Here is an 18,423-nt window from a genome sequence, read left to right as displayed (position 1 = left end):
TTCCCCGCCGGAACGTTCAACCACTTCGCCCGGACCATCGGCGTTCGCCCGGACCATCGGCGCCGACCGCGCAGCGCGCACGGTGCAGGCCCTCCGACGCGGCACCGCCGACAGGGTGGACGTCGCCTATCTGAACGAGCGGATCTTCCTCAACACCGCCAGCGTCGGTGCGTACACCGACTTCGTGCGCATCCGCATCGGCCTGGAGAAGCGGATCGGGAAGCCGCTTGCGGCGCTCGTCGCCGGCTGGCGCACGCTGAAGAAGGATCGCAGCGTGGCCGTGACCGTGGACGGCACGACCCGCGAGTCGAGCCTGCTGTTCATCGGCAACGGCCGGTACGAGCCTCGAGGTTTCGCACCGAGCGTGCGCGACGATCTCCAGGACGGCCTTCTCGACGTGCGGATCCTGGACGTGTCCGACCGCTGGTCGCGCTTCGTCGTCCTGCTCGCGACGCTCACCGGTCAGCTGCCGCGGGTGAAGCAGTATCACGAGATCTCCGCCCCCGAGCTCGAGATCGCGCTCCCCCGCGGCCCCGAGTGCATCGCCCGCGACGGCGAGGTGGGCGAGGCCGCGGACGTCCTGCGCGTCAGGGCGGTGCGGCGCGCGCTGACCGTGTACCGGCTGCGCCGCGGGAACTGACGGCCGCTACTCGAACGCGGTCCGGCTCGTCCCCGTCGCACTGATCGTCACCATCGACGGCACGACGTCGCTGAGCAGAGGCGGGGTCCAGCCCGTTCGCACGGTGACCCGCGCGGAGACGCCATCGGGGCTGTCCGCCGACACCAGCTCGGCACCGTCGTCGACGATCCCGATCACGGCGATCGCCTGCCGCGCGATCTCCGCGTCGTCGAGCTCGGCACGGATCGCGTCACCGTCGACCTGCACCCGGAATCCGTCGGCGCCGGCGAGAGCTGCGGCATCGGCGATCGAGTCGAGCCGCTTCTGCGCGATGTACAGGTCTGTCGCGCACACGCACACGTAGATGAGCGCGATCGCGAGGACGAGATAGCCGAGGATCAACGGCATGATGCTGCCGCGCTCGTCCTCGAGGAACGGACGGCTCGGCGCCCCGTGGTCCATGCCTTTCATCCGCCCGTCCAGGTGCGCGAGACCTTGTAGGCGGAGGATGCCTGCACCGGCACGCTGCCTACGCGATCGAGCCCGAACAGTCGCGGCAGGAGCGGCAGCGAAACGCGCCCGCTCACCGTCACGACGACCGTCGCCCCCGCGGAGGGACAGGCTGCGCCCGCGGGCGCGCACTGCACGTCGACGGCGACACCGGCCGGATCCATGCCGTACTCCTCGATGGCCGCCTGCACGGCGGCGCTGGCGCGCGCGTCCGCATCCACGGCGTCGGTCGCGGCACTCATCGTGCGCGCCGCGTGCCGGGCCGCCGACTCGACGCCGAGCACCTGGCCCTGGATCGTACCGAGGGCGAGCACGAGGTAGACGAGCGGGACCAGCAGGATCACGCCGAGTCCGATGAACTCCAGCGCCGCGGATCCCCGGTCCCCGGCGTCCGCACCGGAACGGCCGTCGACCGCCGCCGGGTGCCCGTCAGGGACCGTCGGCGGTGAGGCTCTCCACAGGAGCACGGCCGGTCACCTCCAACCCGGAGGGCGCCCCGAGGAAGCCGATCAGCGGCAGGGTCGTCCGCACGGTGATCTCGACGGTCGGCACACCCAGCGCGCTCGTCTCCCGGACGCTCACGTCCTGCGCGTAATCGGCGCCGACGGCGCGGCCGATCACCTGGGCGGTCCGCTGCACCCCCTCCCCGGGGTCCGTGTCCGCCAGCGCCGCCACGTGCGCGCCCTCGACGGCGGCGTCGTGCACGACGTTGCGGACGTACAGGACGAGCGCGAACTGGACGACGCCGAGGGTGAGCGCGGTCAGCAGGACCCCGACGAGCACGAACTCGACCGGGCTCGAGCCCCGGTCGTCGAACGCCTCGACGCCCTGCCGGCGGTCCTGCATGGTCGTCTCAGATTCCGCTGACGCGCGCGATCGCCTGCTCGAACAGGTTCGTGAGCGCAGGACCGGCGACGGCCCAGATCAGCACGACCAATCCGGCGGTCATGAGGGTGATCAGAACCCATCCGGGCACGTCGCCGCGCTCGGGGTCGTCGGCGAGCGCGGCGTCGCTCAGCGCGGCTTCAGAGTCGGTGTACATGGGCGGTTCCTTCCGTGGAGGCCGAGGTCGAGGGCTCTAGCCGAGCCCGATTCGCAGGATGAAGACGCCGGGGAACACGGCGAAGAGCACGCTCAGAGGGAGGATGAGGAAGACCAGCGGCAACAGCATCAGGATCTCCTTGCGCCCTGCCTGCTCGATGAGGCCGCGCTTGGTCTCCTCGCGGGCATCCGAGGCCTGCGCCTGCAGCACCGAGGCGAGCGGAGCACCGCGTTCGAGCGCGGCGACGATCTGATCCGTCGCGCGCGTCAGCGCGGAGATCTGCAGCCGGCGCGCGCAGTCGCCCAGGGCATCCGCCAGCGAGGACCCGGTGTTGACCGCGAGGACCACCGTCCGCAGCTCGGCGCTGAGCTCCCCGGATCCTGCCGCGGCGACCCGTCGGATCGCGTCCGGCAGCCCCTCGCCCGCGGACAGGCAGAGCGCGAGGAACTCGAGCACCGTCGGCAGTTCCTCGGTGAGGCGGGCCAGGCGCGCCTTCGCCCTGGCCCCGAGCAGCGCCTCGCACCCCACCCCGGCGATCGCCGCCGTGAGCACGGGCAGCAGGACGACCGGGGGCGACAGCCGTCCGGCCAGCACCAGGACGACGGTGACCGCGGCGCCGGCTCCGAGTCCGGCCAGCACCCACACCAGCTGCCGGCTGCGGAACCGGGCGGGCCCGTCGGGCAGGCCGGCCTGCGCCATGCGCAGCGCGATCCCGGCGTCTCCGCCGCCGAACAGGGCGAACGCGCTCTTGATCCGCTCCGGCCAGGAGCCACCGGCCGGCATGCGCCAGGGCACCCGGTCCGTCGCGTCGCCGAAATCGGCGATGTCGCGCAGATGCGGTGCGATCCGGGCGGTGAGGCCCGCCGACCGCCAGCGCGGGAACGCAGCCAGGACCAGGAGGAATCCGGCGCCCAGCACGCCGCCGAGCAGCACCGCGACCGCGAGGTCGGAGAGGACGCTCACCGGAACCACCGCCGCGGTTCGGGCAGACGACCGATGCGGAGCATGATCCGGAAGGCGACGAAGGAGACCGCCGCCCCTCCCAGGATCAGCGCGACCCCCTCGGGGCTGGTGTAGGCCCGCGCCCCCTCCGGTCGCAGCAGCAGGAGGACGAGGATGACCCAGGGCGCCACCGCGCCGAGGACCGCCGCCCCACGGATCCAGGACTGGCGCGCTTCGACCTCCGCACGGAGCGCGGCCTCCGCACGGACGGATCCGGACAGCGCGCGCAGCACGGCGCTGAGCTCGGTGCCGCCCACCTCGCGCGCCATCCGCAGCGTCTCCACGATGCGATCGGCGACCGGATCCGCGAGCGCCTCCTTGAGGGTCACGGCCGCAGCGTCGAAGCGTCCGGTGGCGTGCAGGTCGCGGGAGAACGCGGCGAACGCCGGTCGCAGCGGCGCGGGAGCGGCCTCACCGAGCGCCGCCACCGCGTCGGGCAGGGGCATGCCGACGCGGATCGACGCGATGAGCAGATCGCAGACGTCCGGCCACAGCCCCCGCCGCAGCCGCAGAAGGCGCTGCCGGCGGCCGCGCAGGAACATCACCGGCGCCGCCGCGCCCGCGAGGGCGAGGACCAGCGCGAACGCCGCGGTCCCGGTGATCGACCACGCCAGGGCGCCCGCGACGAGCCCACCGGCCACGACGGCGACGACGAGGACGCGCGCGTCGGTGCGGAAGCCCGCCTCGCGCAGCAGCCGGGTGGCGGCCCCGGCGCGAGGTGCACGGTCGACGCGATCGCGCGGCGGCCACAGCCACGGCGACACGGCGAGCAGGATTCCGGAGGCGAGCAGCGCACCCAGCAGCAGCGTCATGCGATCCGCTCCGGGAACGCCCGGGGGGCCCGCTCCGCCTCGCCGTGCACGACCCGATGCCGGATCCGGCCGTGTTCATCCACCCCGAGCGGCTCGATCACCTCGATCAGGCGGCGGCTGCCGTCGGCGTCGCGTCGGCAGTGCACGATCAGATCGATCGACGCGGCGAGAGCGGGCGCGATGAACCCCCGGTCGATGTTCCGGCCGGCCAGCAGCGGCAGCATGGACAGCTTCTCCAGCGCCTCGGCGGCCGAGTTCGCGTGCACGGTGGCCGCTCCCGGGATCCCGGTGTTCAGCGCGAGCACCAGGTCGAGCGCCTCGGCGTCGCGCACCTCTCCGACGACGAGTCGGTCGGGGCGCATGCGCAGCGCCTCCTTCACGAGACGGCGCAGCGTGATCTCGCCCGTGCCCTCCAGGCTCGCCTGCCGGCCCTGCAGCGCCACGAGGTCCGGCGCCTGGACGCCGAGCTCGAACGTCTCCTCGACCGTGATCACGCGCTGCTCCGCGCACTCCGCGACCAGCGCGGCGAGCAGCGTGGTCTTGCCGGCGTGGGTCGGACCGGAGACGATGACGCTGCGCCCCTCCCGCATCGCCCCGGAGAGCAGCTCGGCGACGGAGCGGGGCACCATGCCCTGCGCGACCAGGCTGTCCAGGCTGCGATAGCGGGGCAGGAACTTGCGGATGTTGACGGCCCAGGATCCCCGCACCACGTCGGCGATCGCGACATGCAGGCGGGAGCCGTCCGGCAGGGAGGCGTCCACGAACGGCTGCCCGATGTCGACGCGGCGGCCGGTGCTGTGCAGCATGCGCTCGACGATGTCGCGCAGCTGCGCCTCGGTCAGGCTGATCGGAACGCGCTCGCTCCTCCCCTCCCGCGCCACGAAGACACGATTCGGACCGTTCAGCCAGATCTCCTCGATCTCGGGGTCCTCCAGGAGCGGCTGCAGCGGACCGTAGCCGGCGACTCCGGCGAGGATGTCGCGGACGCACGCCGCCTCGTCGTCGATCGTGGCCGTGCCCCGCGCGAGCGCCTGGTCGTTGTGCCGGCGCACCTCGAACTGCGCGATGCGGCGCGCCTCGTCCGGATGGACAGACGGATCCGTGCGCTCGGCACGCAGCCGGGCGCGGACCCGCTCGGTGACGGCGGCGGTGGACAGGCTCACCCGGGCATCGTCGCAGGATCCGCGGATCGGCCGCGCAAGTTATCCACAGACCGCCGTCGCGAGCCCCGGAACGCCGCCTCCGCAGGCCCTCAGTAGACTGGTCGCACTCGCGGGAGTGGTGGAATTGGCAGACACGCAGGATTTAGGTTCCTGTGCCTCCGGGCGTGTGGGTTCAAGTCCCACCTTCCGCACAGCACCGCGCCGTCGGTCTCAGGCCGTCGCGGCGCCCGCATCGACGCCCTTGCAGGCTGCCTCCCAGCCGGGCGACGCTCGACCGCTCTAGACTTCAACGGATGCCGGCCATCCCGGCGTGCGCCGCGCGTGTCCCGCACGGCCGCAACACCACCAGCGACGACTCCACGGACGGGAACCACCTGTGCACCACGCCGCCCTCATCCCCTGGCTCGACCCGGCCGCCATCATCGCGAACTCGCAGCCGTGGGCCCTGCTGGTCGTGTGCTTCATCGTCTTCGCCGAGACCGGGCTGCTGATCGGATTCCTCCTTCCCGGAGACACGCTGCTGATCATCGCTGGCCTGCTCTCGCACTCGACCGCCGCCGCCCCGAACGGGGTGTTCGGGATCAACGTGTGGTGGGTCGCGCTGCTCATCGCGATCGCGGCGTTCCTCGGCGGCGAGGCGGGCTACTTCATCGGCCACAAGGCGGGGCCGGCAATCTTCGAACGCAAGGAATCCGGGCTGTTCAGCCGGAAGAACGTCGAGCGAACGAACTCGTTCTTCGAGCGCTTCGGCGGTCTCACCGTGATCCTCGCGCGGTTCGTCCCCGTCGTGCGCACCTTCGCCCCGGTCGCCGCGGGCGTCGGACACATGCCCTGGCGCCGCTACTCGCTGTACAACCTCATCGGCGCCCTGCTCTGGGGCTTCGGGATGACGATGTTCGGCTACCTGATCGGCTACATCCCTGTGGTCGCCGACTTCGTCACGCACTACATCGACGTGATCCTGCTCGGCGTGGTCGCGGTCACCGCCGCAGTCACGATCTGGCACTACCTCTCGGAGCGCCGCAAGGCGAAGACGGAATCATCGGCCACCGTCGCTCCGGTCGCCGAGCCCGAGCGCTGAGGCTCAGCCCGCGTCGCGCTTGCCCTCGTCCGAGGCGCCGCCGCGCGCGGCCCGGGACTTCTCCACGCTGGCCCGCAGCGCCTCCATCAGGTCGATGACCTCGCCGCCCTTCTCGGCCGGCGCGAACGTCTCCTCCGTCTCGAACGCCTCGCCCTTCTCGATCTTCGCGTCGATGAGGGTGCGCAGCTCGGCCTGGTACTCGTCGACGAACGCGGTCGGATCGAAGTCGCTGGAGAAGCCCTCCACGAGGGTCGCCGACAGCTCCAGCTCCTTGTCCGAGACGGTCACCTTCTCGTGCAGCGACGGGAAGTCCGCCTCGCGCACCTCGTCGGACCAGAGCAGCGTCTGCAGCACGAGCACGTCCCCGCGGACGCGGAGCGCCGCGAGCCGGGTCTTCTGCCGCAGCGTGAACCGCACGATCGCCGTGCGATCCGTCGCCTCGAGGGTCTTGCGCAGCAGCACGTAGGCCTTGGGCGACTTCGAGTCCGGCTCGAGGTAGTAGGCCCTGTCGAGGGTGAGCAGATCAACCTGATCGGACGGCACGAACTCGACGACGTCGATCTCGCGGCTGCGCTCGGCGGGCAGCGAGTCGAGATCGTCCTTCGTGAGCACGACGGTCTGCGCGTCGTCCTGGTACGCGCGGTCGATCTCGGAATAGGCGACGGTCTGGCCGCACACCTCGCACACCCTCTTGTACCGGATGCGTCCGCCGTCCACGTCGTGCACCTGGTGCAGCGGGACGTCGTGGTCCTCCGTCGCGGAGTACACCTTGACCGGCACGTTGACCAGACCGAAGGTGAGCGAGCCCTTCCAGATCGACCTCATGGCACCAGTACACACCACCGGCGCGCGCGACGGATAGCGCCTTGCGCATTACTGTGGCGGCATGGCAGACGCCCCGCAGACCGTGCGCATCGGCGAACGTCGGCTGCGGGTCACGAACCTGGACAAGGTGGTCTACCCCGCGACGGGCACCACCAAGGGCGAGGTGATCGACTACTACGTGCGGATCGCACCGCTGCTGCTGCCCGTCGTCGCCGACCGCCCGGTCACCCGCAAGCGCTGGGTGGAGGGCGTGGGCACGGAGGAGGATCCGCAGGGGTCGTTCTTCGCCAAGCAGCTCGAGCCGGGGGCGCCGCCGTGGATCCGCCGGCTGCCGATCCTGCACTCGGACGGCCCCAAGGACTACCCGGTCGTGGACGAGGTGGCGACCCTGGTCTGGCTGGCGCAGGTCGCGGCGATCGAGCTGCACATCCCGCAGTGGCGCTTCGCGGCGGACGGAGGCCGGGGGAACCCGGACCGGATGGTGCTGGATCTCGACCCCGGCCCCGGCGTGACGCTCGCGCAATGCGCCGAAGTCGCCCTGATCGCGCGCGGGATCCTCCTCGGGATGGGGCTGGACCCGGTGCCGGTGACCAGCGGCAGCAAGGGGATCCACCTCTACACGACTCTGCCCGGCGACCGCACGAGCGAGGAGGTGTCCTCGGTCGCGCACGCCCTGGCCCGGGCGATCGAGACCGACCGCCCCGACCTCGTCACGAGCGTGATGACGAAGACGCTCCGCGCCGGCAAGGTGTTCCTCGACTGGAGCCAGAACAACGGCAAGAAGACGACGATCGCCCCCTACTCCCTGCGCGGCCGCCCCCAGCCGTGGGTCGCCGCCCCGCGCACCTGGGCCGAGCTGGCGGATCCCGGCCTCCGCCAGCTCCGCTTCGACGAGGTGCTGGCCCGCGCCGAGTCGGGCCTGGACCCCTTCGCGGTCGTCTCCCACGCGTCCCCGCCGGACCTCCCCCTCGCTCCTCCCCCTGCCACGGGCGTCGCGGGCGGATCGCGCCCCCGGCGGACCGATCGCGGAGTGACCCCCCGCAGGCTCCCCGAGACGACCGCCGCGAAGACCCTCCCCGACTACGCCCCGATGCTCGCCGGCCATGGCACGCTCGGCACCGCCCGCGGCCTGGGCTGGGCCGAGATCAAGTGGGACGGGATCCGCGCGATCGGCACCTGGAGGGACGGCCGGTTCCGGCTGCACGCGCGCAGCGGCACCGACATCACGGACCGGTACCCCGAGCTGACGGCCGACGGCGCCCCCGGCTTCGCGGTCGGCGAGGCCGTGGTGGACGGCGAGATCGTGGCGATGGACGCGGCGGGCCGCCCGAGCTTCTCCCGGCTGCAGGACCGCATGCACCTGACCAAGCCGCGTGACATCGAGCGCGAGGTGATCCGCACTCCCGTCCGCTATCACCTGTTCGACCTGCTGCGACTCGAAGGGCACGACGTCACCGCGCTGCCCTTGCGCGATCGCCGAGAGCTGCTGGAGTCGATCGCCTCCGACCTGCCCGCGCCGGTCGAGGTCCCTCCCGTGTTCGACGACGTCGAGGCCGCCCTCGCCACGAGCGCCACCCTCGACCTGGAGGGCGTGGTCGTGAAGGATCCAGCCTCCGGCTACACGCCGGGCGCGCGCTCGCCGCGCTGGCTGAAGATCAAGCACAGCAAGGCGCAGGAGGTCGTGATCGTCGGCATCCGGCCCGGCAAGGGCGACCGTGCCGGGCGGATCGGGTCCCTGCTGCTCGCGGTTCCCGACGCCGCGCTGCCCTCGGGCCTGCGCTATGTCGGCCGGGTCGGCAGCGGATTCACCGAGCGCGCCCTGCACGACCTCGGCGAGCGCCTGGAGCCGTTGCGCACGGCGAAGCCGGCGGTCGACGGCGTTCCTTCGGCGGACGCCGGCGACGCGCTCTGGGTGCGACCGGAGCTGGTCGGGGAGGTCGAGTTCTCGAACTGGACCCCCGACCGCGTCCTCCGGCACGCCAGATGGCGGGGGCTGCGCCCGGACAAGACGCCGGACGAGGTGGTCATCGAGGCGTGACCGGCTCAGGCGTGCGCGGCCCCGCAGTCGCCCGCGTCGCCGGTGCCGGTGGCGTCCTGCTCGAGCTGAAAGGTCGAGTGCTCGACATCGAAGTGCTGCTCGAGGCAGGTCTGCATCTGCGCGAGCAGGAGCGACGCCCCGCCCTCTGCGAGCACCTGCTGCCGCACGGACACGTGCGCGGTGAACACCGGAGCGCCCCGGGTCAGCTGCCAGACGTGCACGTCGTGCACGCCGGTCACGCCGGGGTACTCGAGCAGATGCTGACGGATCTCGCTCACCGCGGTGCCTTTCGGGGCCGACTCGGCCAGCACCGAGAAGACCTCGCGCAGCAGCGAGATCGCGCGCGGGATGATCATCGCGGCGATGATGAGCGAGGCGATGGCGTCGGCCGGGACCCAGCCCGTCATGATGATCACGATCGCGGCCACGATCACCATCGCGGATCCGATCAGGTCCCCCATCACCTCGAGGTAGGCGCCGCGGACGTTGATGCTGGTGCGCTGCGCAGCGCTGAGCAGCCACATCGAGACGCCGTTCGCGACCAGCCCGACCGCGGCGACGATCAGCATCAGCGTTCCGGCGACCTGCACCTCGCCCGGGTGCAGCAGCCGGCTGACGCCCTCGAACGCGACCCACGCGGACAGCAGGATCAGGATGATCGCGTTGATCAGGGCGCCGAACACCTCGGCGCGCTGATAGCCGAACGTGCGCCGGTCGTCGGCCGGGCGTGCCGCCACGGCGCTCGCGATCAGCGCGATGACGAGGGCGGACGCGTCGGTGAACATGTGCGCGGCGTCGGCGAGCAGGGCGAGGGATCCGGAAAGGATCGCCCCGACGACCTGGACGACCATGATCACGCAGGTCAGCGACAGCGAGATCGCGAGCAGGCGGCGGTGGCCTGCGGAGCGGATCCCCGTGACGGGTGCGTGATCGTGCATGCCTCAAGGGTAGAGCGCGTTTCCCCCGGTCGGAGCTGTTTTCGCGCTGTCGGGAACAGTAACGATTCTCACTACCGGCAGCCGTCGTCCGCCGACGCGGCCCGGCGGTCGTCAGAGCGCGGCGAGCAGCGGGACGAGCGCGACGAACGCGCGGGCGCGGTGGGACTGCGCCTGCTTCTCCTCGGCCGTGAACTGCCCGACGGTGCGCTCGGCCCCGGCCTGCCCGTCGGGGACGAAGACCGGGTCGTACCCGAAGCCGCCGTCGCCCGCCGCCTCGTGCGCGAGGCGCCCTGGCCATTCGCCGCGCACGGTCCACTCGCGCCCATCCGGCAGGACGAGGGCGATGACGCTGACGTAGTGGGCTGCGCGATGCGGATCCGCGATGTCGCGCAGCTGATCCAGCAGCAGGTCGCGGTTGGCGGCGTCGTCCTTCCGCTGTCCCGCCCAGTAGGCGGAGAAGACCCCCGGCGCCCCGCCGAGCACGTCCACCGCGATCCCGGAGTCGTCGGCGAGCGCCGCCAGCCCGGTGTGCGCGGCGGCCGCGCGCGCCTTGATGAGCGCGTTCTCCTCGAAGGTCACGCCGTCCTCGACCGGCTCAGGACCGTCGTAGCCGACGACCTCGAGATCGGGCCGGGTGGCAGCCGCGATCTGCCCGAACTCCGCGACCTTGTGCGCGTTGTGCGTCGCGAGGACGACCTTCATCACGCGGTCCCTGTGCTCCGACAAGCTCAGCGACCGGCCGACTCGGCGAGCGCGGCGGTCTGGTGGTCGCGCAGCTCGGCGCAGCCGTTCACGCCGAGCTCGAGCAGGGCGTCGAGCTCGCGCTTGTCGAAGGGGGCGCCCTCGGCGGTGCCCTGGACCTCGACGAAGAGCCCGCGTCCGGTGACGACGACGTTCATGTCGGTCTCGGCGCGGACGTCCTCGACGTATGCCAGATCGAGCATGGGCTCGCCGTCGATGATCCCGACCGAGACGGCGGCGACCGAGTCGAGGAGCACCTGCGACTTCTGGCCGATGAACTTCTTGCTCCGGCCCCACTCGATCGCGTCGGCGAGCGCGACGTAGGCGCCGGTGATCGCCGCGGTGCGGGTGCCGCCGTCCGCCTGCAGCACGTCGCAGTCGATGACGATCGTGTTCTCGCCGAGCGCCTTGGTGTCCACGACCGCGCGCAGTGCGCGGCCGATCAGGCGCGAGATCTCGTGCGTGCGCCCGCCGATGCGACCCTTCACGCTCTCCCGGTCGTTGCGGTCGTTCGTCGCGCGCGGCAGCATCGCGTACTCCGCGGTGACCCAGCCCTTGCCCTTGCCGGTGAGCCAGCGCGGCACGCCGTTCGTGAACGACGCCGTGCACAGCACCTTCGTGTTCCCGAAGCTGATCAGGGCGGATCCCTCCGCGTGTGCGCTCCAGCCGCGTTCGATCGTGATCGGGCGGAGCTGGTCGACGGAGCGGCCATCCTTGCGGACGGTCGCGGACGGCTCTGCGGACTCGGTCATGGGGTCTCCTTCGTCGGGCGTCGCGGAGGGCGTCGCGTCAGGCTTCGGACCGGGCGAGCCCCGGCAGGTCGATGACGCCGGTCTGCACGAGCCGGACGCCCCGCACCTCCTGGCCCATCAGGCGGTTGGCGAGCACGGTGAACGCGTCGGCGGATCCCCCGGTCGCCTCGTAGAGGTAGCGGGGGCGGGCGTCGGGCGGGGCGAGCAGGTCGCCGCGCACGAGCTGGCGGTACACGTCGCCGGCGGTCTCGTCGTCGCTGGAGACGAGCGCGACGCCCTCCCCCATCACGTAGCCGATCGCGCCGCGCAGGAACGGGTAGTGCGTGCAGCCCAGCACGAGGGTGTCGACGCCGGCCTCGCGCAGCGGTGCGAGATACTCCGAGGCCGTCGCGAGCACCTCCGGGGTGTCGGTGATCCCGGCCTCGACGAACTCGACGAAGCGCGGGCACGCCGCGGCGAACACCGACAGCGTCTCGTTGACCTCGAGCATGTCCTGGTACGCCCGGGATCCGATCGTGCCGACCGTGCCGATGACCCCGATCCGACCGTTGCGGGTCGTCGAGATGGCCCTCCGCACGGCGGGGCCGATCACTTCGACCACGGGCACGTCGTAGCGCTCGCGCGCATCGCGGAGCATCGCCGAGGAGGCGGTGTTGCACGCGATCACGAGCATCTTCACGCCCTGGTCCACGAGCGTGTCCAGCACCTCGAGCCCGTACCGGCGGACGTCGGCGATCGGCTTGGGGCCGTACGGCGAGTGCGCCGTGTCGCCGATGTAGACGAACGACTCGCGCGGCAGCTGCGCGCGGATCGCCCGGGCGACGGTCAGTCCGCCGACACCGGAGTCGAAGATCCCGATCGGCGCGTCGTTCATGATGCCCCAGCCTAGCCGCTGCCGCCGCACGCGGTCGGAGAGCGGCGGCGTTCCGCCCGTATGCTGATCGCTGTGACCCCGTCGAGCGCCCTGAAGACCGACCGTTACGAGCTCACGATGCTGGAGGCCGCACTGCGCGACGGCACCGCCGCCAGGCCCAGCGTGTTCGAGCTGTTCACCCGGCGGCTCTCCGGCGGGCGCCGGTTCGGGGTCGTCGCAGGCACCGGCCGCCTGCTCTCGCTGCTGCGCGACTTCCGCTTCGGCGAGGACGAGCTGCGCTTCCTGCGCGACGCCGACATCCTCGATGCCGACGCGCTCCGCTACCTCGAGGGGTACCGCTTCCGCGGCACGATCCGCGGCTACCGCGAGGGCGAGCTGTACTTCCCCGGATCCCCGGTCCTCACCGTCGAGGGCACCTTCGCCGACGCGGTGATCCTGGAGACGCTCGCGCTCAGCGTGCTCAACCACGACTCGGCGGTCGCCACCGCCGCCGCCCGGATGAGCATCGCCGCCGGGCCGCGTCCCCTGGCGGAGATGGGCTCCCGTCGCGCGGCCGAGGACTCCGCGGTCGCCGCCGCCCGCGCCGCGTTCATCGCCGGGTTCTCGGCCACCAGCAACCTGGAGGCGGGGCGGACCTGGGGCATCCCGACCATGGGCACCGCGGCGCACTCCTGGACCCTGCTGCACGACAGCGAGGAGGACGCGTTCCGCGCGCAGATCGCCGCGCTCGGCACCGGCACGACGCTGCTCGTGGACACCTACGACATCCGCCAGGGCGTCGAAACCGCGATCCGGGTCGCGGGACCCGGCCTCGGCGGCGTGCGGATCGACTCCGGCGACCTGCCGATCGTGGCGGCCGCGGTCCGCGAGCAGCTCGACGGGCTGGGGGCCACCGGCACCAGGATCACCGTGACCAGCGACCTGGACGAGTACGCGATCGCGGCGCTGGCCGCATCGCCCGTGGACGCCTACGGGGTGGGCACCTCGGTCGTGACCGGGTCCGGCTACCCGACCGCGAGCATGGTCTACAAGCTCGTCGCGCGCCAGGACTCGGACGGCGGCTGGGTGGCCGTGGCCAAGGCATCGCTCGACAAGGCGTCCAAGGGCGGGCGCAAGGCGGCGTTCCGGATCCTGTCCGACGGCATCGCGCAGTCCGAGACCGTCGTCGTCTCGGACGGCTTCGAAGAGCTCGGCTCCCCGGCGGCGCATCCCGACGGTCGCGCGCTGCAGGTCACGTTCGTGGACGGCGGCGACATCGACGCCTCCTACGAGGGGCCCGAGGGCACCCTGGCCGCCCGGGAGCACCACCGCCGGGTGCGCGAGGAGCTGCCGCTGCGCGCCCTCGGCCTCAGCAAGTCGGATCCGGCGATCCCCACGGTCTTCGAGGACGCCGGCATCGACGGGGCCGGCTGAATCCTGCCCGGGAGGGCTCAGCCCATCATGGACTCGTAGATCTCCTTGCATGTGGGGCACACCGGGAACTTCTCCGGGTCGCGACCCGGCGTCCACTTCTTGCCGCACAGCGCACGCACCGGCTTGCCGGTGAGCGCGGACTCGAGGATCTTCTCCTTCTTCACGTAGTGGGAGAACCGCTCGTGGTCTCCCGGCTCCTGGAGCTCCTCGTTGAGGAGCTGCTCGAGTTCACGATCGAGGGTGGTGACACCGCCCTGATCCGGGGCGTCCAGCGGGGTACTCATGCTGGCGAGTCTAATCGCGCGTGGACCCGAGGGCGCCGGTACCGGAGGACTCGTGCGACCGGACGACTCACACCGTTTCGACGAACTCCATGAGCGGCGCGCCCCGGCGCTCGAACGCCCGCCCCCCGATGAACACCCCGGCGAGCAGCACGATCACGCCGGTGCCGAGGCCGACCCACAACGCGGGCGCGGACGCGGCGCCGGATCCGGCCAGGACCGGCCAGGCGAGCAGGACCGTGGGGGCGCTCAGCAGCACGGCGCCGATCAGCGATCCGGCCTGTCCGAGCCCCCCGCCGCGCGAGCGCTGCGGCTGCTGGAACGGGCTGTCCCCCGGCCGCGACACGGCGTAGGGCGCGATCGCGGAGAAGATGCTGGAGAGGCCGAGCCCGGAGAGCAGCAGGCTCGCCACCGTGCCGACGAGGACCGGCAGCGCCGACCACCGGCCGATCACGGCGAGCGTGACCGGGATGGCGATCGCGAGCGTGGGGACGGCGATCAGCGCGACGGGGACGAGGCGCCCGAGGCGGTCGGGGACGCCGCGCACGCCGCTCGCGACGTGGATCCAGAACGCCGTGGAGTCGTAGGCCACGTCGTTGTGCGGGAGCCAGCCGAAGAACAGCGCGATGACCATCACCGGGAGCGCCGCCGCGATCTGGAGCGGCACCCCGGCGACCAGGAGCGGGATCACGGTGAGCACTCCGGCGATCGGCACGACCACGACGTTGACGATGTAGCGACGGTCGCGCAGCCAGTACACGAGGCTGCGGGCGGCCACGGCGCCGAAGGCGTTCGACGGCATCAGCCCGAACCAGCCGAGGCCTGGGCGCTCCCGCACCGCGGTGGGCCGGTCGGTCGTGTGCAGGGCGCGGCGGGCGAGACCCAGCCAGCCGACGGTGACGGCTGCGGCGGTCAGCAGCGCGATGGCGAGCGCCGCCCACTCGGCACTGCTCTCCCCCGCGATCGCGAGGAACGGGATCGCGGCGGCGGCGCCGAGCGGGGTCCAGCCGAGCGCATCGGCCACGCCGTGCAGGACCGGCGGCACCGCGCCGTCCCAGCCGAGCGAGGCCACGAACACGCACACCGGGACCGCGACGACGGTCACGGCGAGAGCGAACAGCGCGGTGAGCTCGCGGGAGCGCCGCTCCGGCAGCACCAGCGCGCTCAGCGCCATCCCGACCCGCGCGGCCAGCACCGCGGTGGCCAGGCTCAGCAGGCCGGAGAGCACGGCGAGCACGGGGGGCGCACCCATCGCGATCGCGACGGCGACCACGGTGACCTGGACGACGAGCAGGGCAAGGCTCGGCACGCTCACGAAGGCCGCGAGGGTGAGGACCCCGGGCAGCCGGCGCTCGTCGACGCCGAACACGACGAACCGGCGGGGATCGAGCTGGTCGACGGATCCGCTCAGGATCGGCGCCACGAAGAAGCCGAGCACCACGGCCGAGTCGCCCAGGACGACCACGGTGTGCGCGGCGGCCTCCGAGGTGTCCGCGAGGCTGCGGACCGCGAACACCGCGACCAGGGTGGCGGCGGTCGTGAGCACGAGAGCGACCGCGGCCCGCGTCACCCGGCTGCGGTCGCCGCGCAGGGCGCCGAGCGCCAGCACGACCCTCAGCCGGAGAACGTGTGCAACCACTCGAGCCCCTCCACCTCTCCGCCGCTGCCGGACAGCTCGACGAAGCGCTGCGCGAGGGTCCGCCCGGCTCGCACCTCGTCGATCGTGCCCTCGGCGAGCACCTCGCCCCCGACGATGATCGCGATCCGCGAGCACACCTGCTCCACCAGATCCATGCCGTGACTGGACAGCACCACCGTGCCGCCGTGCGCGACGTACGCACGCAGGATGTCCAGGATCACCGCGGACGACACGGGATCGACGGACTCGAACGGCTCGTCGAGCACCAGCACGCGCGGAGAGTGGATCATGGCGCCGGCGAGCATGACCTTCTTCGTCATGCCGGCCGAGTAGTCGGAGACCACGCGGCCGAGCGCACCGGTGAGGTCGAACGCCCGGGCGAGATCCGCCACGCGCTTCTCCACCACGTCGGCGGGAAGGCCCCGCAGCAGACCGTAGTAATGCAGCAGCTGGCGGCCGGTAAGCCGGTCGAACGTGCGCAGCCGGTCGGGCAGCACGCCGAGCACCTTCTTCGCCGCGAGGGGGTGCTCCGCCTGGTCGATGCCGCTGATCCGCACGGTGCCGGCGTCGGCGCGCAGCAGCCCTGCGATGATCGACAGCGTGGTGGTCTTGCCCGCACCGTTGGGCCCGACGATCCCGTAGAAGGATCCGGCCGGCACGGTCAGGTCGATCCGGTCGACGGCGACCGAGTCGCCGAAGCGCTTGATGAGCCCGCGCACCACGATGGCCTGGTCGCCGGCGGGTTGATCGGCGGCTTGTTCGGCGGGCAGATCGGCGGGCTCGGGCTCGGAGGCGACATCCGGCTCGGCGGCCGCCGGCACAGCCGGCGTCTCTTCCGCGGGGGCCGCAGTCGCGACCTCCGCGGATGTCCGCGCGTCCGCCGGTCGCTCGCTCTCCACAGCGTCATCATCCTCTCCCGGGACGGCGGAGGGCGAGAGGTCCTCGACGATGTTCTCGGGCTCCCCGCCCGACGGCGCTGCGAGGACGTCCTTGTGCGATGCGATCGCTTCTCCGTGCTCAGAGGCCGCAGGCGCCTCCGGCTCCGGCTCAAGCTCGGAGACGGCAAGTGTCTCCGGCTCCGGCTCGGCTTCGGTCTCGGTTTCGGTCGCGGGCAAGGGTTCGGACTCGGCCGCGGCGACCGGGGCGAGGTCGAGGGTCTCCGACTCCGTCGTCTCGGTTCGCCGTGCGGAGGCGTCAGTGACGGCGTCCGGCGCCTCGGCGGGGGTCGCCTCTGCCGCGATGTCGGCGATGGCGGACTCGGATCCGTCCGGCTGCAGGTTCGAGCCGTCGCGACGAGGGGCCGGCTTGCGCGCGCTCTTCGCCGCACCGTCGCCGGCGGACGGGGCGCCCTGCCGCGCCGTCTTCTTCTTCGGCGTCGCCTTCTTCGCTGCCGTCCGCTTCGTCGCCGTGCCCTGGGCGGGCGTGCGCGATGCGACCGCCTTGACCTCCGCGACCTTCGCCGCGGACTGCTTCGCCCGCTCCGAGGCCGCCTCCTCCTTCGCCGCGGCGGCCTTCTCGGCGGCCGCCCTCGCCGCCGCAGCCCGGGCCGCCGCAGCCCTGGCAGCGCTGCGCTTGGCCGCCGCCGCCCGTGCCGCGTTCGCCTGCAGCTCCGCCTTGACCCGCGCCGTGTCGGCGACCGAGCCGGCGCTCTTCGCGGCGGGCCTTCGTGCCTTGGTGGGCGGAGAGGAGTCCTGAGGCGAAGTGGGGTCGTTCGGTGCGGCGCTCACCCCTTCACGCTATCAACGGGCCCGGCCGGCACCGGTCTGACCGACACGGAATGAGTCATCTCCAGGGCGGATCCTCGGACTGTCCATAACCTGGGAAAGTACCGTGCACTCGATAACGTCTTGGACACGCGCCCGCCATCCCCCGCTGCCTTTCAGGGTGGATCGCTAGCATCACCCATGGCACGAGGAAGTGTCCCATCGGTGACGAAACCGTGAACACACGTAACAGGAGCTTTTCTGTGACTCTTCAGACCATCATTCTCGCTGCCGGGATGGGCTCGCGCCTCGGCCGTTCCCTCCCGAAGCCGCTGACCGCGCTCGCCGATGGCCGGTCCATCATGCAGCAGCAGCACGACAACATCCGCGCAGCGTTCGGCGACGAGGCCCGCATCACCACGATCGTCGGCTATCGCGCCGAGACGATCATCGAGGCGTTCCCCGACGTGAACTACGTGCACAACGAGCGCTACGACCAGACCAACACCTCGAAGAGCCTGCTCCGCGGCCTGGCCGCCACCGGTCGCAAGGGCGTGCTCTGGATGAACGGCGACGTCGTGTTCGACCCGCGCATCCTCGGCCGTGCGATCGAGTTCATCGAGCGCGACCAGTCCTTCGTCACCGTCAACACCGCCAAGGTGAGCGACGAGGAGGTCAAGTACACCGTCGACGCCGAGGGGTACATCAAGGAGCTCTCCAAGACGGTGCGCGGCGGGATCGGCGAGGCCGTCGGCATCAACTACATCTCCTCGAAGGACAAGGCCGCGTTCATGCGCCAGCTGCAGCGCGTCGAGGACCAGGACTACTTCGAGCGGGGTCTCGAGCTCGCGATCGTCGAGAACGGCCTGCTGCTCGAGCCGATGGACATCTCCGACTTGTACGCGGTCGAGGTCGACTTCGCCGAGGACCTGGAGCGCGCGAACCTGTTCGTCTGAACCTCATCGCCGAGAGCTCGTGCCCGCACTGCGG

At 71.9% G+C, this 18,423-nt stretch carries 20 protein-coding genes and 1 tRNA gene; 6 read left to right on the top strand and 15 right to left on the bottom strand.

Features of this window, described 5'->3' with window-relative positions:
• Nucleotides 1-82 precede the first annotated feature (82 nt).
• Nucleotides 83-640 (top strand): diacylglycerol/lipid kinase family protein, encoded by a 558-nt coding sequence (locus ACTJJZ_RS01530; RefSeq protein WP_440719397.1) that lies wholly within the window; start codon nucleotides 83-85, stop codon nucleotides 638-640.
• Nucleotides 641-646: 6 nt separating this feature from the next.
• Here ACTJJZ_RS01530 and ACTJJZ_RS01525 read toward each other — a convergent pair whose 3' ends face one another.
• From ACTJJZ_RS01525 to ACTJJZ_RS01495, 7 genes are read right to left on the bottom strand one after another with little or no spacing between them, the layout of a single operon-like run.
• Complete coding sequence (locus ACTJJZ_RS01525; protein WP_440719396.1) at nucleotides 647-1,081, bottom strand: pilus assembly protein TadG-related protein; 435 nt, start codon at nucleotides 1,079-1,081, stop codon at nucleotides 647-649.
• A gap of 5 nt (nucleotides 1,082-1,086) precedes the next feature.
• Nucleotides 1,087-1,596 carry a TadE family protein gene (locus tag ACTJJZ_RS01520; protein WP_440719395.1) on the bottom strand — a complete coding sequence of 170 codons (510 nt, stop codon included), beginning with the start codon at nucleotides 1,594-1,596 and terminating at the stop codon, nucleotides 1,087-1,089.
• Entirely contained in the window at nucleotides 1,559-1,975 is a 417-nt protein-coding gene (locus tag ACTJJZ_RS01515) for a TadE/TadG family type IV pilus assembly protein (protein WP_440719394.1), read from the bottom strand. Before ACTJJZ_RS01515 ends, ACTJJZ_RS01520 begins: the two co-directional genes overlap by 38 nt.
• Before the next feature lie 7 nt (nucleotides 1,976-1,982).
• Nucleotides 1,983-2,171, bottom strand: coding sequence for a hypothetical protein (locus ACTJJZ_RS01510; protein ID WP_440719393.1), 189 nt, complete (start codon nucleotides 2,169-2,171; stop codon nucleotides 1,983-1,985).
• A 36-nt stretch (nucleotides 2,172-2,207) separates the two neighbouring features.
• On the bottom strand, nucleotides 2,208-3,134 hold the full coding sequence (locus ACTJJZ_RS01505; protein WP_440719392.1) for a type II secretion system F family protein: 927 nt from the start codon (nucleotides 3,132-3,134) through the stop codon (nucleotides 2,208-2,210).
• Nucleotides 3,131-3,985, bottom strand: coding sequence for a type II secretion system F family protein (locus ACTJJZ_RS01500; RefSeq protein ID WP_440719391.1), 855 nt, complete (start codon nucleotides 3,983-3,985; stop codon nucleotides 3,131-3,133). The genes ACTJJZ_RS01505 and ACTJJZ_RS01500 overlap by 4 nt, the downstream gene beginning before the upstream one ends.
• A complete protein-coding gene (locus ACTJJZ_RS01495; protein ID WP_440719390.1) occupies nucleotides 3,982-5,148 on the bottom strand; it encodes a CpaF family protein in 1,167 nt (388 codons plus the stop codon). The genes ACTJJZ_RS01500 and ACTJJZ_RS01495 overlap by 4 nt, the downstream gene beginning before the upstream one ends.
• Before the next feature lie 109 nt (nucleotides 5,149-5,257).
• On the opposite strand from ACTJJZ_RS01495, the gene ACTJJZ_RS01490 reads away from it, so the two are divergent.
• Both ACTJJZ_RS01490 and ACTJJZ_RS01485 read left to right on the top strand, forming a co-directional pair.
• Nucleotides 5,258-5,339: transfer RNA gene (locus ACTJJZ_RS01490), tRNA-Leu, on the top strand.
• A 185-nt stretch (nucleotides 5,340-5,524) separates the two neighbouring features.
• Nucleotides 5,525-6,229, top strand: a complete 705-nt coding sequence (locus tag ACTJJZ_RS01485) for a DedA family protein (protein ID WP_440719389.1) — start codon at nucleotides 5,525-5,527, stop codon at nucleotides 6,227-6,229.
• Nucleotides 6,230-6,232: 3 nt separating this feature from the next.
• Here the strand turns inward: ACTJJZ_RS01485 and ku are convergent, their stop codons facing one another.
• Complete coding sequence (ku, locus tag ACTJJZ_RS01480; protein ID WP_440719388.1) at nucleotides 6,233-7,054, bottom strand: non-homologous end joining protein Ku; 822 nt, start codon at nucleotides 7,052-7,054, stop codon at nucleotides 6,233-6,235.
• Between the two features lie 61 nt (nucleotides 7,055-7,115).
• Here ku and ligD point away from each other — a divergent pair, with 61 nt between their 5' ends.
• Nucleotides 7,116-9,092 (top strand): non-homologous end-joining DNA ligase, encoded by a 1,977-nt coding sequence (ligD, locus tag ACTJJZ_RS01475; protein WP_440719387.1) that lies wholly within the window; start codon nucleotides 7,116-7,118, stop codon nucleotides 9,090-9,092.
• A 5-nt stretch (nucleotides 9,093-9,097) separates the two neighbouring features.
• On the opposite strand, the gene ACTJJZ_RS01470 is transcribed toward ligD, so the two are convergent.
• From ACTJJZ_RS01470 to murI, 4 genes are all read right to left on the bottom strand, one after another.
• Nucleotides 9,098-10,030: a cation diffusion facilitator family transporter gene (locus tag ACTJJZ_RS01470; RefSeq protein ID WP_440719386.1), complete on the bottom strand. Its 933-nt coding sequence runs from the start codon at nucleotides 10,028-10,030 to the stop codon at nucleotides 9,098-9,100.
• A gap of 111 nt (nucleotides 10,031-10,141) precedes the next feature.
• On the bottom strand, nucleotides 10,142-10,732 hold the full coding sequence (gene rdgB, locus ACTJJZ_RS01465) for an RdgB/HAM1 family non-canonical purine NTP pyrophosphatase (RefSeq protein ID WP_440719444.1): 591 nt from the start codon (nucleotides 10,730-10,732) through the stop codon (nucleotides 10,142-10,144).
• Between the two features lie 26 nt (nucleotides 10,733-10,758).
• A complete protein-coding gene (gene rph, locus ACTJJZ_RS01460) occupies nucleotides 10,759-11,523 on the bottom strand; it encodes a ribonuclease PH (RefSeq protein ID WP_440719385.1) in 765 nt (254 codons plus the stop codon).
• A gap of 37 nt (nucleotides 11,524-11,560) precedes the next feature.
• Nucleotides 11,561-12,397 (bottom strand): glutamate racemase, encoded by an 837-nt coding sequence (murI, locus tag ACTJJZ_RS01455; protein ID WP_440719384.1) that lies wholly within the window; start codon nucleotides 12,395-12,397, stop codon nucleotides 11,561-11,563.
• 72 nt (nucleotides 12,398-12,469) lie between these two features.
• Here murI and ACTJJZ_RS01450 point away from each other — a divergent pair, with 72 nt between their 5' ends.
• Nucleotides 12,470-13,810: a nicotinate phosphoribosyltransferase gene (locus ACTJJZ_RS01450; protein ID WP_440719383.1), complete on the top strand. Its 1,341-nt coding sequence runs from the start codon at nucleotides 12,470-12,472 to the stop codon at nucleotides 13,808-13,810.
• Between the two features lie 17 nt (nucleotides 13,811-13,827).
• On the opposite strand, the gene ACTJJZ_RS01445 is transcribed toward ACTJJZ_RS01450, so the two are convergent.
• The 3 genes from ACTJJZ_RS01445 to ACTJJZ_RS01435 all read right to left on the bottom strand — a co-directional run bounded on the left by ACTJJZ_RS01445 (nucleotide 13,828) and on the right by ACTJJZ_RS01435 (nucleotide 17,457).
• Entirely contained in the window at nucleotides 13,828-14,094 is a 267-nt protein-coding gene (locus ACTJJZ_RS01445; protein WP_440719382.1) for a DUF3039 domain-containing protein, read from the bottom strand.
• Between the two features lie 67 nt (nucleotides 14,095-14,161).
• On the bottom strand, nucleotides 14,162-15,730 hold the full coding sequence (locus ACTJJZ_RS01440; RefSeq protein ID WP_440719381.1) for a hypothetical protein: 1,569 nt from the start codon (nucleotides 15,728-15,730) through the stop codon (nucleotides 14,162-14,164).
• The gene (locus ACTJJZ_RS01435; protein WP_440719380.1) at nucleotides 15,706-17,457 is read right to left on the bottom strand and encodes an ATP-binding cassette domain-containing protein; all 1,752 of its coding nucleotides are present in this window, start codon (nucleotides 17,455-17,457) and stop codon (nucleotides 15,706-15,708) included. Before ACTJJZ_RS01435 ends, ACTJJZ_RS01440 begins: the two co-directional genes overlap by 25 nt.
• A gap of 239 nt (nucleotides 17,458-17,696) precedes the next feature.
• On the opposite strand from ACTJJZ_RS01435, the gene ACTJJZ_RS01430 reads away from it, so the two are divergent.
• Nucleotides 17,697-18,389 carry an NTP transferase domain-containing protein gene (locus tag ACTJJZ_RS01430; RefSeq protein ID WP_440719379.1) on the top strand — a complete coding sequence of 231 codons (693 nt, stop codon included), beginning with the start codon at nucleotides 17,697-17,699 and terminating at the stop codon, nucleotides 18,387-18,389.
• Nucleotides 18,390-18,423: the final 34 nt, after the last annotated feature.

The sequence above is a fragment of the Microbacterium sp. 22242 genome (assembly GCF_052045495.1).
GTDB lineage: Bacteria > Actinomycetota > Actinomycetes > Actinomycetales > Microbacteriaceae > Microbacterium.
This window is presented reverse-complemented; position numbering and strand designations above follow the sequence as displayed.

Bases quoted from the DNA above. Each gene is read 5' to 3' on its own strand.
- ACTJJZ_RS01525 (WP_440719396.1), bottom strand. From the start codon at position 1,081: ATGGACCACGGGGCGCCGAGCCGTCCGTTCCTCGAGGACGAGCGCGGC.
- ACTJJZ_RS01515 (WP_440719394.1), bottom strand. From the start codon at position 1,975: ATGCAGGACCGCCGGCAGGGCGTCGAGGCGTTCGACGACCGGGGCTCG.
- ACTJJZ_RS01510 (WP_440719393.1), bottom strand. From the start codon at position 2,171: ATGTACACCGACTCTGAAGCCGCGCTGAGCGACGCCGCGCTCGCCGAC.
- ACTJJZ_RS01500 (WP_440719391.1), bottom strand. From the start codon at position 3,985: ATGACGCTGCTGCTGGGTGCGCTGCTCGCCTCCGGAATCCTGCTCGCC.
- ku (WP_440719388.1), bottom strand. From the start codon at position 7,054: ATGAGGTCGATCTGGAAGGGCTCGCTCACCTTCGGTCTGGTCAACGTG.
- ligD (WP_440719387.1), top strand. From the start codon at position 7,116: ATGGCAGACGCCCCGCAGACCGTGCGCATCGGCGAACGTCGGCTGCGG.
- ACTJJZ_RS01470 (WP_440719386.1), bottom strand. From the start codon at position 10,030: ATGCACGATCACGCACCCGTCACGGGGATCCGCTCCGCAGGCCACCGC.
- rdgB (WP_440719444.1), bottom strand. From the start codon at position 10,732: ATGAAGGTCGTCCTCGCGACGCACAACGCGCACAAGGTCGCGGAGTTC.
- rph (WP_440719385.1), bottom strand. From the start codon at position 11,523: ATGACCGAGTCCGCAGAGCCGTCCGCGACCGTCCGCAAGGATGGCCGC.
- murI (WP_440719384.1), bottom strand. From the start codon at position 12,397: ATGAACGACGCGCCGATCGGGATCTTCGACTCCGGTGTCGGCGGACTG.
- ACTJJZ_RS01445 (WP_440719382.1), bottom strand. From the start codon at position 14,094: ATGAGTACCCCGCTGGACGCCCCGGATCAGGGCGGTGTCACCACCCTC.